Here is a 14973-nt window from a genome sequence, read left to right on the forward strand (position 1 = left end):
CTGGACATAAGGTCCGTTCGTTTCGAGCGTAGTCGAGAAACCGGTGTGCGACGTTTCTCGACTACGCTCGAAACGAACGGAGGTGGGGAACTGGTCGCGAACCGGAGATGGTGTCGGGCCGCACCCATCGCGCTTACCCCTGGCTCTGGCCGAAGGGGCCGCGCCGGGGGGCGGGCGGGGTTGGCGTGGGGGTGCCGTCGCTGCCCAGCGCTTCCTTCGCCAGCGCGCCGATGCCGCCCAGCGTGCCGATCAGCTGGGTCGCCTCCACGGGGAAGAGGATGGTTTTTGCATTGGGGCTGGTGGCGAACTGGCTGACGGCTTCGGTATATTTTTGCGCGATGAAGTAATTGAGCGCCTGCGGGTTGCCCGCCGAAATGGCGTCGGACACCATCTGCGTCGCCTTGGCTTCGGCCTCCGCCTCGCGCTCGCGGGCTTCGGCGTCGCGGAAGGCGGCTTCGCGGCGACCTTCGGCTTCCAATATCTGCGATTGTTTGGCGCCTTCGGCTTTCAGGATTTCCGATGCGCGTAGCCCTTCTGATTCCAAGATCAGGGCGCGCTTTTCGCGTTCGGCCTTCATCTGGCGGCCCATGGCGTTGACGATGTCGGCGGGCGGGCGGATGTCCTTGAGCTCCACGCGGGTGATCTTGATGCCCCAGGCGTTGGTCGCATGATCGACCACCGACAGCAGCCGGGCGTTGATCTCGTCGCGTTTCGACAGGGTTTCGTCGAGGTCCATGGAGCCCATGACAGTGCGCAGGTTGGTGGTGGCGAGCTGCATGATCGCGACATAGAGTTCGGACACTTCATAGGCCGCCTTCGCCGCGTCCAGCACCTGAAAGAACACGACGCCATCGACCGACACCATGGCGTTATCCTTGGTGATGATTTCCTGGCCCGGAATGTCGACCACCTGTTCCATCATGTTGATCTTGCGACCGACCGCGTAGAAGAAGGCGGGGTAGAAATTGAGGCCGGGCCTGGCGACTTCGGTGAAACGGCCGAAGCGTTCGATCGTATATTGATAGCCCTGCCGCACCACCTTTACGCTGACGGCGAGGTAGAAGAGCACGAGTGCTGTAAGTGTGAGGGCGAAGGTCGTCAGCATCATGGTCTCCCCGAAACAGGCTTGGACTATGCGCTTTATTCGTTAACGGGGAAAGTCAAACCAAGGAGAGTTTCGATGTTGCTGCGTCATGCCCGTTCGCTGCTGTTCCTGCCCGCATCCAATGCGCGCGCCATCACCAAGGCGCGCAGCCTGCCGTGCGACATGGTGATACTGGACCTGGAGGATGCCGTGCCGGACGAGGCGAAGGCGGATGCGCGCGCCGGGGCGGTGGCCGCGCTGGCCGAAGGCTTTGGCGGGCGCATCACCGGCGTGCGGATCAATGTGGAAGGGACGCCCTGGCACGGCATGGAGATGGTCGCGATGAAGGGGGCGAGCGCCGACTATGTGGTGCTGCCCAAGGTCGAGAATGCCAAGCAGGTGCGCGACGTGTTCAGCGTGGCGCAAAAGCCGGTGATCGCGATGATCGAAAGCGCAAAGGGCGTGCTGGCCGCGCCGTCCATCGCGGCGGGCGAAGGGTGCGCGGCGCTGTTCATCGGCGTCAATGATTTGCGCCGCGACCTTGGCATACCCGCCGGTGCGGGGCGCGAAGGGCTGACCCTGGCGATGCAGACGGTGGTGCTGGCGGCGCGGGCGGCGGGCATCGCGGTGTTCGACGGGGTCTATAACCGGCTGGACGATCTGGACGGGCTGGCGGCGGAATGCATCGCCGGTCACCATCTGGGCTTTGACGGCAAGACGCTGATCCATCCCGCACAGGTGGCGGTGGCGAACGAAGTGTTCGGGCCGGACGCGCAGGCGCTGGCCGACGCAAGGCGGCTGATCGAGGCGGCGACCGGCGGGGCGGAGCGGTTCGAGGGGCGGATGATCGAAACGATGCATGTCGAGGAAGCGCGCGCTCTTGTGGCGCGGGGGGATGCGGTGGGGGCTTAAGGCTTTCGCGTCACACCCTCTGCCGTGATGCCGGGTTGAGGACGATGTTGGCCAGCAGCGCGGCGTTGCGGTCGAAATGGTGGCCGCCCGGCACGACGATCTGCGTCGCCAGGCCGCGCGGAATGGCGGGACAGGCGCTGTCCTGCTCCAGCGTGCCGCGGATGCAGCGAATGGGCACGTCGCGCAGGCGTATGATCGCGGGCACGGTCGGCTGGGCCTGCGCTGAATCAAGGTTCAGCCATGAGGCGAGATGGAACTGAAAATCGGCGGTTGGTCCAAGCCCCAGCAGCGACAAGCTGGCGATCTGGTCGCGCGTCTGCGGATCGAGCGTGCCCATGATCGCGGGCAGCGCGTCCGCGCCGAAACTATAGCCAATCAGCATGACGCGCGGCCGGTCCCAGCGTGCGCTGTAGGCGGCGATGATTCGGCGCAGATCCTGCCCCGCGCCCGCCGGCGTCCGCTGGCTCCAGAAATAGGACAGGCTGTCGATGCCGACGACCGGAATACCCTTCGCCGCCAGCTGGCCGGCAATGTCGCGGTCCAGCCCGACCCAGCCGCCATCGCCCGAATAGATGACCGCCATCCTGTCGTCATGGGTCGCGCGCGGGGCGGGCGTCACGATGTTGAGCGGCAGGTCGTCGACATTGGCCGCGTCGACGCGATTGAGCATCGGCGCCAGCGCCGCCATCACGCGCGGCATCCAGCGGGCGCGATCGGCAAAATCATGGTCGCCTTGGGGCAGGTCGATCAGGCGGGCATGGGGGACTTGGGCGACGAAGCGCCGGGCGGCGGCGAAATCGACCACCGTGTCGCGCTGCCCCTGCACCACGATCCAGGGCAGATTGATCTGGCGGTTGGGCGCAAACAGCCACCCGCGCGCTGGCTTTGCGATGGCATGGGCGCGAAAGCCGGGCGCTGAACACCAGGGCTTTTTGCCGGGGATGTCGGCGCTGAACCCCAGCGACAGGACAGCGCGATACGCCCCGTTGGGCCATTGCGCCAGACTGGCATAGGCGACCGTCGCGCCAGCGGAATAGCCGATGATGATGGGCTTCATATAGGCATGGACGCCCGCGCGATGCTGGACATCGCGCGACAGGGCGACAAGGGCATAGTTGGGGTCGATGCAGCGATCCCGCTGCCGCTCCAGCGTACGCATCAATGTGGGGGTGGATACGCCCGCCACCAGCAAGCCGCGGTTCGCCAGATCGCGCGCCATGGCGGCGGTGCCCGCATTCCATCCGCCGTCGCCCGACAGGAACAGCGCGGTCGCGCGGGGTTGGCCGTCGGGGCGGTAGAGGCGGATTCCGCCAAAGGGCGCCAGGCTGTAGGCTGTTTCCCTGACGCCCCTGTCGGCCGAAGCGCGGACCGGCGCGCCGACCCCGGTGACGACCAGCAGGCATCCGGCGACGAGGCTGGACATGGTGCGAATGATCTTGCGCATGAGCGGTAACCCCTAATGACCAGGATGCACCATGCGCCAACGCAACTGTCCCGCCATTTACGGGCGGATGACAAGTTCGTCATATAGAGGGGATGGCCCTATCCGCCGCCGCTGCCGACCAGCGCCTGAAGATCGATCAGGGTACGGGCGAAGGTCAGCCCCTGCGGCCCGGCGACGAAGCGCGCATCCCATTCGGGCGAGAATTTCTCCTTATAGGCGCGCAGCCCTTCAAAGCCGTACAGGGCGTTGCCATGCTGGTAGAGCATCGCCCCCAGCCGCGACCATAAGGGCGCCAGCCGCCGCGCCTCCAGCCCCGAAAGGGGTGCCATGCCGAGGTTGAACCAGCCATAGCCCTGCGCCTGTCCCCATTGCATCAGATGGACGAACAGAAAATCCATCGTGCCATAGGGCATGTCGTCGCGATGGCGCATCAGGTCGACCGACAGTTCCGATCGGTCCTGCGTTTTCCAGATGTTGGCGAAGGCGACGATCCTGCCCTGCACGCGCACGACCGCGCAATCGAAATGGGCCATATAGGCGGGATCGAAGCGGCCAACGCTGAACCCCTTTTCCCGGTGCCGCTTGGCCGCCAGCCAATGCGCCGAAATGTCCGCCAGTTCGTCCATGACGCCAGCCAGCTTTTCGGCCGGGACGATGTCGAAGGTCGCGCCTTCCCGCGTGGCGCGCCGTTCGGCATAGCGCAGCGGCTTGGCATCAGGCCCGTCCAGCGTGAAACGGTCGAGCGGGACATGCGCCTCTTCGCCATATTTGGTGATCTGCAACCCCAGTTCGATCGCCAGCGGCAGGGCGGCGGCGCTGATCTGGTACAGCAGCAGGCGACCCTGCGCGGCATCGACCTGTTCGCGAAAGGTCCAGAGCAGGTCGCTCCATTCCGATTCGGCGCCGACGGGATCGCCCATCACGATCCAGCTATGGCCGCGTATCTGGTACATCAGGAAGGACTGACCCGTGGCGGACAGCAGGAAGCGCTTGTCGCCGGTCAGCGCGAGATTGGCGTCGGTCCGCTGGGCCAGCGCCATTGCCGCTTCGCTTGGGCCGATGGCGGCATTGATGTCCTGCCGGACAGGCGCGGCCGGGCGGAAAAGGCGCAGGAAGGCAACGCCTGCCAGCAGGATGGCCACGGCAAAGCTGGCCCGCAGGAAGCGCGACGCATCCCCGCGCCGGGCAAATTGCCACCACAGGTCGTTCTGATAATCCACATGCTTGTAGGCGAAGAAGCCGATCCATATCGACAGGCCGACCATCACCGCGACGGTCGCCAGCCAGCCCGGCGAAAAGGCTTCGGCCAGCAGGTGCGTCTGGCGATAGAAGGCCGGGCGGGTCCATTGCAGTGCGCCCGCGATGAGGAGCATGACGACCGCTTCCTCATAATCCAGCCCCTTGAGCAGCGAAAAGGCTGCGCCTGCGATCAACAGCAGGCGCGTCAGCCAGAAGGCCCCGTCCAGCCGCCGATAAAGGCCAGAGGACAGGATCAGCAGCGCCGCGCCCACGAGGCTGCCCGCGAGATGCGATATTTCGGTAAAGGGCAGGGGCAGCAGGGTGGAGAGCGTTGCGGCCCGGCCCGGTACGGTCGGCAGCGATCCCGACACCAGCAGCACTGCGCCGCCCAAAAAGACGAGCGCGGCCATCATCATGGGCGCAAGGCCGGAGGCGACGACCCGCATGCCGCCCAGCGTGCGCGCGATCGGCCGGTGCCAGCGACTGCCTGCCTGAAACAGGACGATCGCAACGGCCAGCAGCAGGGGCGCGATATAATAGATCAGGCGATAGGCGAGCAGCGCGGCGACCAGTTCCGGCCGCCCCGTGCCGGGCAGCGCGGCCAGCATCACGGCTTCGAACACGCCGATGCCGCCCGGGACATGGGTGATGAGGACGGCGATGATCGCCAGCGTATAGCCGATGAAGAAGGCGGGCCATTGGTCAAGGCCGATGCCGGGGACCAGGACGAACAGCGCGGCGCTGGCCGCGGCAATATCCATCGTGCCGATGCCGATCTGCGCCAATATGCCGGTGGCTGGCGGGACCGGAACGCTCCAGCCGCGCAGCCGGATCGTGCGTCCGCGCCGTCCCGCCCAGACGGCAAGGCCGGCGATCGCGAGCAGCAGCGCGATGCCCAGCCCCCGCAGCAGGTCCGTCGACCCGGCCAGCGCGCCGATCGCCATCATTTGCGGACGCCAGACCAGCATCGCGCCTGCCAGCACGAACACCCCGCTCCAGAAAGTCGCGCTGGCGATCGTCACCACGCGCGCAATGTCGCTGAGCGACAGGCCCGCCGCGGTATAGATGCGGTAGCGGGCCGATCCGCCCGTCAGCAGCGACAGGCCAAGATTATGGCTGAGCGTATAGCTGGTGAAGGATGCCAGCGCCGCGGTGCGATAGGGCAGGGGGCGGCCGATGGCCCGCAGCGCCGATACGTCATAGAGGGTCAGCGTCAGATAGCTGATCGCCGTCAGCGCCGCCGCCGCCAGCAGGCCGGTGGTCGGCAGCGCGTGCCAGGCCGCCCTGACCTGATGCAGATGGACCTCCTGCAACAGATGGTCGAGCGCCACGAAGCCCAGCGCCGCCAGCAATATGACGATGCCCACCGACAGGGCCATGCGATACCGTTGGAACGGGTGGCCCGCCATCGTGCGATCGGTCATGCTGTTCTTCACCCCCGTTGCCGCGTCCATATCTGGCTTTTGCACAGCCAGCCGCGAAACAGGCAACCCGATATCTTCAATCGATCGGCATCGAGTTGCTCGATCGTGGAGGAAAAGCTGCGGCCCTTGTCAGGCACGAATACATAGCCGGACCAGCGCCCCGGCCCGCGATAATGATAATCCTGCAGCAAGGCGGTGCCGACCAGATGCGCGACCCCGGCATCGGCCGCATCGGCGGTCGCGTGGCCGTCGGCCCAGCGCACCCAGCCGCACAGCGCGTCGCGGCAGGCGCCCGTCGTCACGACCACGCTGCCATGGGGGTTGACCCAGTTGCCCTCGATCGGTTCCGCCGCAAGGCCGGGCCGCGGCAGGAACAGGGCACTCAGGATCAGGGGACTGGCGACGATCAGCCAATGGCCAAGGCGCGGCATGGTTTAGGACCGTCCCACAAGATGGGCGCGGACCATCGCCGCGCGCAACGTGCCATAGACGGCGTCGACATCGCCGTTCAGCCGATGGCCGCCGGGCAAGGCGACGGACCGGGCGTTGGGCTGATGCAGCAGCGGGCACAGGCTGGACGCTTCCTCGCGCCCCTGAATGCACAGCAGCGGCGTCCAGGTGATTTGACGCGCGGTCGGCCATGCGTCCGATTCCGCCATGGCGAAGGTGAAGATTTCCGATGGGGACGCCCTGTATTGGACCGTCGCCCCCGGCACCACCAGCGCGACCAGTCCGATCGACGACCGGTCGGCGCGCGGCAATTTGCTGAGCGCGACATGCAGCATGTCCGCGCCATAGGATTGGCCAACGAGCAACAGCCGTCCCTTCGGGTTGATCTTGCGGGCCTGGGCGATGGCCGATTCCAGCAGCGCGTAGGCATCGGCGGCGGTGCGGGTCGTCCTGAAATAGCTGAGCGAATTGACGCCGACGACCGGCACGCCATCCGCGACCAGCCGGGCCGCGACCTTTGGCCCCATGCCGACGCGAAATCCCATGTCGCCCGACCACAGGATCGCGACCGGGGCTAAGGGTTGCGGCTGATAATGGGCCGGGCGCATCGGCGTGAAAAGGTCGCCGCCCAGATAGCCGAGCCAGGCGAGTTTGAGCGCGATCACCACCAGCAGCGCGCCGATCCCTACTATCCATCGCTTTTTAGACTTGCGCATCATCTGTCGGGCCTCTGGTCTGTTATCGTCGCCCTTTTGCGCCCGCTTATCCATCGCATCGGTGACCTTTGCATGAACTCTATGTCATGTACCGGACAGCGCGGGGACAAGAGCCATGGGCTAGAAGGACGATCATGATCTGGTCCGCCCGCCCTTTCTATGCCGTCGCGATATTGCTGGCGTCCTTCGCGCCGCTGCTGGCGACCCGGTTAGAGCGCGCGCCATCGGCACCCACGGCGGTGAGTGATCGCATGGGGCTGACGCTGGGCGAGGACGAGCGCCATCATATCGTCGTGACCAGCCTGCGCAGCGGCGGCGTCGCCGATCGCGATGGCATCGCGGTAGGCGACCAGCTGACCGGCATGGCGGGGCGACCGGCAACGACGCTGGAGGCGGTGCGCAGACTGGTGCGCGCGCCGGGGCATTGCGCCATGCCGCTGATGCTGGCGCGGCATGGCATTCCCTATCGGGCGATAATCTGGCAGTGCGGCAAAGCCAGCATCGGTTAGAAGGATCAATCCCATGGGTCGCAAGATTTTGCTGGTAGAGGATGACCGGACGACCGCCGACTTCATTATGAAGGGGCTGGCCGAACATGGCCATGTCGGCGACCATGCCGCCAATGGCCGCGACGGCCTGTTCATGGCGACCGACGGCGGCTATGACGCGATCATTCTGGACCGGATGCTGCCGGGCATGGACGGGCTGGCGGTGCTGGGCGCGCTGCGGGCTGCCGGAATCGAAACGCCGGTCATCCTGCTGTCCGCGCTGGGATCGGTCGATGACCGGGTGACGGGGCTGACCGCGGGATCGGACGATTATCTGGTCAAGCCCTTCGCCTTTGCCGAGTTGCTGGCACGGCTGGAACTGCTGATGCGGCGGCGCGGGAGCGGTACGCATGTCGAGACCGTCCTGATGTGCGCCACGTTGCGCATGGACCTGCTGAAGCGCGAGGTCAGGCGCGATGCGCGCGTCATCGACCTGCAACCGCGCGAGTTTCGCCTGCTGGAATATCTGATGCGTCATGCCGGGCAGGTCGTCACCCGGACGATGTTGCTGGAAGGGGTGTGGGATTATCATTTCGACCCCGGCACCAACGTCATCGACGTGCATATCAGCCGCCTGCGCCGCAAGGTCGACGGGGATGGCGACCAGCCCCTGATCCATACCGTGCGCGGCGCGGGCTATCGGCTGGGCGAATGAGGCCGGGTGCATGAGGCTGGACCAATGACCGCCACCCGCGCCCTGCGCTGGCTGCGATCGTCCCATGCGCGCTTCATCGGGCTGATCCTGCTGCTGGAGCTGGTCTTTGGCGGCGCGCTGCTGCTGTCGGTGACGCAACTGGTCCATGCCAGCCTGGACGCGGCGGACAATGCCATTGCGCGCGACACGCGCGACACGTTGCTGGAAATCGGGCGGCAGGACGGGGACCGCGCGCTGGCCAGCGCCGTCACCGCGCGGGCGCAGGAGGAAAGCGACGCCGTCCTGCTGCTCGCGCGAGCCGATGGCGGCAGGATCGCGGGCAATCTGTCAGGCTGGCCGCCGGTCATTCCCGCCGATACCAAAGGGGTCAAGGCGAAGCTGTATCGCATCGGCGACACCGATGCCCTGTCCTACACGATCGTCGCCACCCGATTGCGGGATGGCCGCCGCCTGATGGTGGGCGAAAGCACCGACGACAGCGACCAGATCCGCGAGACGGTGGAACGCACGTTGCTGACCGCCCTGCTGATGGCTTTGCCGCTCGCCATCGTCGCGGCATGGCTGGTGGTCCATATCATCGACCGGCGGATCGGGCATATCGCAGCGACCGCCGCGCGGGTCGGCGCGGGCGAGATCGACCGGCGGGTGCCGCTGGACGGATCGGGCGACAGTTTCGACACGCTGGGCCGCACGATCAACAATATGCTGGACCAGATCGGCGCGCTGCTGGCGGAATTGCGGACGGTTACGGACAGCATCGCCCATGACCTGCGATCGCCATTGACCCGGTTGCGGACGCGGATCGACCGGGCGATGCTGTCGGACAATCCGGCAGACCTGCGCGAGGCGATCGACGGGATCAGCCGGGAGGCCGACCAGTTGCTGGCGATGCTGGCGACCGCGCTGGAGGTCAGCCGGATGGAGGCGGGCATCGGGCGCGACCGTTTCGTCGCGACCGACCTGGCGGCCATGCTGATCGACATGGGCGAATTGTACGAGCCGGTCAGCGAGGATCAGGGGCGGACGCTGGCCATATCGATCGAGCATCCCGTCACATTGCCGGTCCATCGCGAACTGCTGGGTCAGGCGATCGCCAACCTGATCGACAATGCGCTGAAATATGGGGCGGGACGGATGACGCTGTACCTGGCGGTCGAGGGGGACGATGTCATCGTCGGGCTGGCGGACCAGGGGGCGGGCATTGCGCCCGAACGAGAGGCCGAGGCGTTGCGCCGCTTCGGGCGTCTGGACCCTGCCAGGGGGATAGCAGGGGCCGGCCTCGGTCTCTCTCTCATCGCGGCGGTTGCGAGGATGCACGGAGGAGACGTGCGATTCGACCGTCGCGACGAACAATTTGCCGTGGAAATGCTGCTCAGGCGCCCCGCTTAGGGGCGCGGTGGCGCGACGGCACTGTTCAGGCGACGGGAGCCGGGTCGGGTCGACAGGGGGGACACCCGATGCCGACTTCCCGTCGCAGGGCTGGCTGTTACCGGCTTATTTGGAGGCGGGCTTCGTCGCGGTCGTGGTGGTGGTGGTCGTCGTCGAGACCTTCTTGGCGGCCTTGTGCTTCATGGCATGATGGGCAGGCTTGGCCGAGGCAGTGGCAGCCGATGCGGCGAGCGGGGTCGCGACCACGGCGAGGGAAGCCAGGCTGGTCAGGATCAGGCGAGTGTTCATGGGTTCAACTCCTATCAAGCGGTCCATTCTGGACTGCCTGATCCTTATGGCAGCAGCGTCCCGTCGCGAGCGTGACCGGAAGATGAACTTTCGGACAGACGCGACGGGATGGCCGTCATCTGCTTGGCGATTCTGACACCGCGACGGACGCCCCGTTCAGCGCGAACGGGAAATGCAGCGGAAGCCGATATGGCTCGTCGAACTGTCGATCGCCTGTGCGTGGCGGGCGGCCGGGCGGTAGCGCTGGCAGTAATTGGCGGCGCACAGATGCGATCCGCCCTTGAGCACCTTGCGCGGGATCGCGATGTCGGGCGCGGCGGGATCAAGGCTTTCGCGCTTCGTCGCGCCGCGCGGATTGGCCGGAACGCAGCAACTGCCCCGGCTTTTGCGTTCGAGCCTGGGCTGGCCGTACCAGTCGGACGTCCATTCCCAGACATTGCCGATCATGTCGAACAGGCCATAGCCATTGGCGGGATAGCTGCCCACGGGCGAGGTGCGTTCATAGCCATCCTCCAGCGTGTTGCCGTAGGGAAAGGCGCCCTGCCAGTAATTGGCGAGCATGGCGCCGCCCGGCGCGAGTTCGTCGCCCCAGGCATAGTCCGCCCCGTCCATGCCGCCGCGCGCGGCAAATTCCCATTCCGCCTCCGTGGGCAGGGTCTTGCCCGCCCATTTGGCATAGGCTTCGACATCCTGATAGGCGACATGGACCACGGGATGATCCTCCAGCCCCGCGATGCTGCTGTCGGGCCCATGCGGGTGCCGCCAGTCCGTTCCGGTGCTGAATGTCCACCACTGGCTGTAATCGCCCAGATCGACTGGCCCGGCCGTCCGCTGGAACAGCAGCGATCCGGCCACCGCCAGCGCCGGGTCCATGCCCGGATAGTCGCGGGGGTCGGGCGGAATTTCGGCAAAGCTGCGATAGCCGGTCGCATCGACGAAAGCGGCAAATTCCCGGTTGGTGACGGGGGTTTCGTCGATCCAGAAGCCGTCCACCCGCACGGTGCGTACCGGCGCTTCTTCTGGATAGAAATTGACCGATCCCATCTGGAAGGCACCGCCTTCGATCCACCGCATTCCGTTCTTGTCAGTCAATCCGATCGTCCTTGCACTCAGTTCGGCCTGGCCATGGTCGGCTAGCCAGGGCCACCCGCCGCCCGCATCGCCTCCCGGTCGAAAATGATCGTCGATGGCGTATATTCGCCGTTCATCGTCAGCCGCAAATAGCGGGCCGCATTGGCAAGATAGAGCTTGGGATCGCTTTCCGCCACCTTTGCGATGGGGAGGGCAGGGCGGGCCGCTTCGCCGATGAATGTGAGCGCGTTGATCGCATGGAGCCGGACCTGCCAGGATTGCGAGGGCGCGCACAAGGCGATGAGCGCCGGGACCGAGTCCGCCGTTTCGCCCAGCCGGGCCAAGGCTTCGGCCAGCTGGATGCGGACATGGGGGGATGATTCGGCCTTCAGCCGGGCCAGCATGTCGGCCTGGGCCGGGCGCGCCGCATCGCCATGGATCAGCAGGCCCATGGCGCCCCAATAGCGAATGACCTCTACCGGGCTGGCGAGCGCCGCGCGCAGTTGCGGCAGATTGTCGGGCCGGGCGGCAGCGGCGGAATGGGCCAGCGCCATGACGTCCTTGAGCGGGTAGAGCGCGGGATTGCGCGAGTCTTCCCAGCCTTCGCCCTTCATATCTTCCGGCAGGAAGCCGTTGTCGTTGATGGCAATCATATGATCGTCGAGCAGCCGCGAGAATTTGGCGAGCGTGGCGGCATGCGCCGGTTCACGCGCCAGATCCTTGATCTCGTGCGGGTCGGACGACAGGTCGTACAGTTCCTCGAACGGCTTGGTCTGGAAGAAGCGGTCCTGCACCGCGTTCAGCGTGCCTTCGATATGCGCCTGTTCCCAGTCCTGATAGCCCTTGGCGAGCCATTCAAACGCCTGATGCTGGCCCCAGGGACGATGCGGCATATAGTTGCGGATATAGCGCCAGCGGCCATCGGTGACGGTGCGCTGGAAATCGATCCGCTCGTCCATGCGGTTGCGCATGCCGAACGCGACGGCCTGTGGCCGCGCCTTGGGGCCAAGGAACGGTTTGCCGCGCATCTGCTTGGGCTGGGCCACGCCGGCGAGCGACAGGACGGTGGGGGCAAGGTCGATGAAGCTGACCGGGGTGGCGACTTCGCTACCCGGCTTGGCGGGCATCAGGTGCCGCCATTTGGGCGGCACATAGACGACCATTTCGCACCGCAGACCTTCATCATAGCAATAGCGTTTGGACCGGCCGAGGACGCCGCCATTGTCGGAATAATGAAAGACGATCGTATCGTCGGCCAGCCCGTCGGCCGCCAGTTCGGCGAGCCGTTCGGCCAGCTGGCCGTCCATTTTTTCGATGAGGTTATAATAGCTGGCGAAATCCTGCCTGATGCCCGGCGTATCGGGCAGGAAGGGCGGCAGCGTCACCATGTCCGGCGTCACCCGCCCAGGGGTGGGACTGAACAGGCGGGATTCATGGGTGGTTTCATAGTTGAACACGGCCATGAAGGGCTGCGTCCTGTCTGTGCGCGAGCGCCAGTGCGCCGCATTGCCTTCTCCGTCCCAGATCGCCTTGGGATCGACATCGCAATTATAGTCGGTCTTGGCGTTGTTGGTGCAGAAATAGCCAGCCGCGCGCATCAGTTCGGGATAGGTGCGGAAGTCCTTGGGAAGCTTTGCCACGGCGCGCATCTGGTTCGCAGGCGCGCAGCTTTCGGGATAGACGCCGGTCAGGATGCCAAAGCGTGAGGGCGCGCAGACCGGTGCGTTGGAATAGACGTTGCGGTACAACAGACCCTTTTTCGCCAGCCCGTCGATCGTGGGCGTATGGGCCAGCCGGTCGCCATAGGCGCCGATATAGGGATTATTATCCTCGCTCACGATCCACAGGATATTGGGGCGCTCACCCCTGGCGGGCTTTGCCAGCGCGCCCGATCCTGCAGCGGCGGCGAGGCCAGCGGCTGACCCCAATATGGCGCGACGGGAGATGTCATGGGTCATGGCTTGGCGGTTCCCTGGACCTGGCGCGTCAATTCTTCGCTGAGCGGCGGGGTGTAGATGAGCGGCTTGCCAGCGGCCTGCGCCTTGAGCTTGGCGGGGCTGTCGGGCAGGATCGGATCGAGCCGGTCGACGGGGTTGGGCTTCACATACCAGTCAGCGGGGAAATCGGCCGCGCGCGGGCCGTCAATATCGCGTCGCACCGCGCCGATCGACAGGCGCGCGCTGTAGGGAATGTTGTGGCGGCCATTGCGGTCGGCAAGCTGCTGGTAGAGCGCGATGCGCAATTCCTGTTTCTTCGCGGCCCAGGCCGGATCGTTGACGAGATTGTGCATCTCGTCCGGGTCCGTGTTGAGATCATACAGTTCGTCCGTGTCCCAGACGCCGTAATATTGGATATATTTCACATTGTCGCGTTCGATGGCGAAGGTGCCCGGCGTCATCGGGAAATTATATTCCCAATAATATTCATAGACGAAGTCGCCCGGCTTCCAGTCCTTGGCGGCCTGCTTGCCTTCCCACAGCGCCCATGCGCTCTTGCCTTCAAACTGTTCGGGGCGGGCAGCGCCCGCGACGTCGAGGAAGGTCGGGGCGAAATCGAGATTGCGGATGCGGCCTTCATTGACCGTGGCCGCCGGGATCGTGCCCGGTTCCCACACCAGCAGCGGCACGCGCACCGACGCCTGATAGGCGTTGCGCTTGTCGATCAGCCCATGTTCGCCGACCATATAGCCATTGTCGGACGTGAAAACGACCAGCGTATCCTTGTCCAGTCCATTCTTGCGCAGATAGTCCATGATCCGGCCAAGGCTGTCGTCGATCGCCGACAGCGTGCCGTAATAATATTTGAGATATTCGGTCATCGGCACGTCGGCATTGTAGAAAAAGTCGATGCCGTGCCAGCTGTTGCGCTGGTTGCGCACCCATACCGGCTTGCCTTCATTATTCTGGGGCGTGTTCGCCGCGCTGGCGGGCAGGGTGAAGCGCGCCTTGTCATATTGATGCGCGTAACGCGGCGGGGGCAGGGGGTCGGAATGGACGCCCTTGTGGCTGAGATAGAGGAAGAAAGGCTTTTTGGGATCGCGCTCCTTCTGCAGCCAGTTCATCGCATAGTCGGTCAGTTCGTCGGTGATATAGCCCTGCTGCGGCACCGCCTTGCCATCGACATTGAGGTTGGGGGAGCTATGGGCGCTTTCCGCCTTTGCGGGCCAGTAATTGCCCTGCCCCTTGAAGCTGACCCATTTGTCGAAGCCGGGGCGCGGGCCGTCGGTTTCGCTGCCCATATGCCATTTGCCGAAGAAGGCGGTGTTGTAGCCGGTCTGCTGCAAATAGCTGGGGAAGTAAGTGAGGCCCGCTTCGCTACTGTCATTATTGTCGACGATGCCGTGGTTGCGCGCGGTTTGCCCGGTCAGGATGGTCGCGCGGCTGGGGCTGCATAGCGAGGAGGTGACGACGGCGTTGGGAAAATAGCTGCCTTCCTTTGCCATGCGGTCGATGTTCGGCGTCTTGAGGAGGCCCGGCTGAAGGAAGCCCATGCCGTCATAGCGCAGGTCATCCACGAGCACGAAAATGATGTTGCGGGGGCGCTGCTGCTGCTGGGCAGGGGCGGTCGCGGCCTTTTTGGGCGCGGCAGCGATCGAGGCGGGCGCCGTGAAGGAGCAGGCGATGATGCAGGCCGCGCCTGTCAGCGCGCGGCGCAGCGTGGGTGCCCATTTCTTGTTGTTCGACACAGCGCGGTCCTCTCAATCTGCTTTAACTGGATATAATAGGCTGGCGTTCCGATGACGCCGGGAATGGC

The 14973-nt window shown here is 65.3% G+C and carries 13 protein-coding genes; 4 read left to right on the forward strand and 9 right to left on the reverse strand.

Annotation, left to right across the window (positions count from 1 at the left end; genetic code table 11):
* Positions 1 to 133: 133 nt before the first annotated feature.
* Entirely contained in the window at positions 134 to 1105 is a 972-nt protein-coding gene (locus CJD35_RS07865; RefSeq protein ID WP_026002528.1) for an SPFH domain-containing protein, read from the reverse strand.
* A 75-nt stretch (positions 1106 to 1180) separates the two neighbouring features.
* Here CJD35_RS07865 and CJD35_RS07870 point away from each other — a divergent pair, with 75 nt between their 5' ends.
* Positions 1181 to 1996: an HpcH/HpaI aldolase/citrate lyase family protein gene (locus CJD35_RS07870; protein WP_017183895.1), complete on the forward strand. Its 816-nt coding sequence runs from the start codon at positions 1181 to 1183 to the stop codon at positions 1994 to 1996.
* Positions 1997 to 2006: 10 nt separating this feature from the next.
* On the opposite strand, the gene CJD35_RS07875 is transcribed toward CJD35_RS07870, so the two are convergent.
* The 4 genes from CJD35_RS07875 to CJD35_RS07890 form a co-directional block, all read right to left on the reverse strand.
* Positions 2007 to 3440, reverse strand: a complete 1434-nt coding sequence (locus tag CJD35_RS07875) for an AcvB/VirJ family lysyl-phosphatidylglycerol hydrolase (protein WP_017183896.1) — start codon at positions 3438 to 3440, stop codon at positions 2007 to 2009.
* 98 nt (positions 3441 to 3538) lie between these two features.
* Positions 3539 to 6133 carry a bifunctional lysylphosphatidylglycerol flippase/synthetase MprF gene (gene mprF / locus CJD35_RS07880; RefSeq protein WP_086485918.1) on the reverse strand — a complete coding sequence of 865 codons (2595 nt, stop codon included), beginning with the start codon at positions 6131 to 6133 and terminating at the stop codon, positions 3539 to 3541.
* A complete protein-coding gene (locus CJD35_RS07885) occupies positions 6112 to 6534 on the reverse strand; it encodes a DUF2147 domain-containing protein (protein WP_017183898.1) in 423 nt (140 codons plus the stop codon). Before CJD35_RS07885 ends, mprF begins: the two co-directional genes overlap by 22 nt.
* A gap of 3 nt (positions 6535 to 6537) precedes the next feature.
* On the reverse strand, positions 6538 to 7323 hold the full coding sequence (locus CJD35_RS07890; RefSeq protein ID WP_017183899.1) for an AcvB/VirJ family lysyl-phosphatidylglycerol hydrolase: 786 nt from the start codon (positions 7321 to 7323) through the stop codon (positions 6538 to 6540).
* An 80-nt stretch (positions 7324 to 7403) separates the two neighbouring features.
* Between CJD35_RS07890 and CJD35_RS07895 the strand changes: the two genes are divergently transcribed.
* From CJD35_RS07895 to CJD35_RS07905, 3 genes are read left to right on the forward strand one after another with little or no spacing between them, the layout of a single operon-like run.
* Complete coding sequence (locus tag CJD35_RS07895; protein ID WP_017183900.1) at positions 7404 to 7778, forward strand: PDZ domain-containing protein; 375 nt, start codon at positions 7404 to 7406, stop codon at positions 7776 to 7778.
* A 13-nt stretch (positions 7779 to 7791) separates the two neighbouring features.
* Positions 7792 to 8472: a winged helix-turn-helix domain-containing protein gene (locus CJD35_RS07900; protein ID WP_017183901.1), complete on the forward strand. Its 681-nt coding sequence runs from the start codon at positions 7792 to 7794 to the stop codon at positions 8470 to 8472.
* A 24-nt stretch (positions 8473 to 8496) separates the two neighbouring features.
* Positions 8497 to 9861: a sensor histidine kinase gene (locus tag CJD35_RS07905; protein WP_017183902.1), complete on the forward strand. Its 1365-nt coding sequence runs from the start codon at positions 8497 to 8499 to the stop codon at positions 9859 to 9861.
* Between the two features lie 105 nt (positions 9862 to 9966).
* On the opposite strand, the gene CJD35_RS07910 is transcribed toward CJD35_RS07905, so the two are convergent.
* The 4 genes from CJD35_RS07910 to CJD35_RS07925 all read right to left on the reverse strand — a co-directional run bounded on the left by CJD35_RS07910 (position 9967) and on the right by CJD35_RS07925 (position 14905).
* Positions 9967 to 10149 carry a hypothetical protein gene (locus CJD35_RS07910; RefSeq protein ID WP_017183903.1) on the reverse strand — a complete coding sequence of 61 codons (183 nt, stop codon included), beginning with the start codon at positions 10147 to 10149 and terminating at the stop codon, positions 9967 to 9969.
* Between the two features lie 156 nt (positions 10150 to 10305).
* The gene (locus CJD35_RS07915; RefSeq protein WP_017183904.1) at positions 10306 to 11223 is read right to left on the reverse strand and encodes a formylglycine-generating enzyme family protein; all 918 of its coding nucleotides are present in this window, start codon (positions 11221 to 11223) and stop codon (positions 10306 to 10308) included.
* Positions 11224 to 11282: 59 nt separating this feature from the next.
* Positions 11283 to 13178 (reverse strand): sulfatase-like hydrolase/transferase, encoded by a 1896-nt coding sequence (locus CJD35_RS07920; protein WP_017183905.1) that lies wholly within the window; start codon positions 13176 to 13178, stop codon positions 11283 to 11285.
* Positions 13175 to 14905, reverse strand: a complete 1731-nt coding sequence (locus tag CJD35_RS07925) for a sulfatase family protein (RefSeq protein ID WP_095686978.1) — start codon at positions 14903 to 14905, stop codon at positions 13175 to 13177. The genes CJD35_RS07920 and CJD35_RS07925 overlap by 4 nt, the downstream gene beginning before the upstream one ends.
* Positions 14906 to 14973 lie beyond the last annotated feature (68 nt).

The sequence above is a fragment of the Sphingobium xenophagum genome, from assembly GCF_002288285.1.
In the GTDB taxonomy this organism is placed as follows: domain Bacteria; phylum Pseudomonadota; class Alphaproteobacteria; order Sphingomonadales; family Sphingomonadaceae; genus Sphingobium; species Sphingobium xenophagum.